The organism is Lelliottia sp. GFLA7 (assembly GCF_056490165.1).
This window is the reverse complement of the sequence record NZ_JBWLAQ010000053.1, coordinates 1-473: the sequence shown is the minus strand read 5'-3', so window position 1 is coordinate 473 and position 473 is coordinate 1. Positions and strand designations below refer to the sequence as shown.

Below are 473 nucleotides of genomic sequence, written 5' to 3'. Positions count from 1 at the left end.
TCCTGGTAGTGAGGCGCGGGCGGACCCGGCGACGGCCCGAGCCCGGAGAGCCAACGGTTGTAGGTGTTCGTCCACGTTCCGTCCTTCCCGATCCGCTCCAGGGTGGCGTTGACCGCCCGGACCAGGTCGTCGTCGTTCTTGTTGATGCCGATCCCGTACGGCGCGACTTCCATCACCGGACCGACGATCTGCATGTTCGGATCCTGCACCGCCATGCCGAGCAGGAGGGCGTCGTCGGTGCTCACCGCGTCAACCTGTCCCTGTTGGAGGGCGACGAGGCAGTCGTCCCAGTCGGTCACGGTCATGACTTCGACTTTCGGTATCAGCCGTTGCACGGCGAACATCGCCGGAGTGTCGGCCACCGAACACACGCGCCTGGCGGCCAGGTCCGAGGGTTCGCGGATCCCGGAGTTCTCAGGCACGAGCAGCCGCTGACCGGCTTGGAAATACTCTGCGGAGAAGGCGATCTGCTC

The 473-nt window shown here is 65.8% G+C and carries 1 protein-coding gene; it reads right to left on the bottom strand.

Going from position 1 to position 473, the window contains the following annotated elements:
* On the bottom strand, positions 1–473 hold a 473-nt coding region (locus AC07RN_RS21105), incomplete at both ends, for a transporter substrate-binding domain-containing protein (protein ID WP_478337235.1).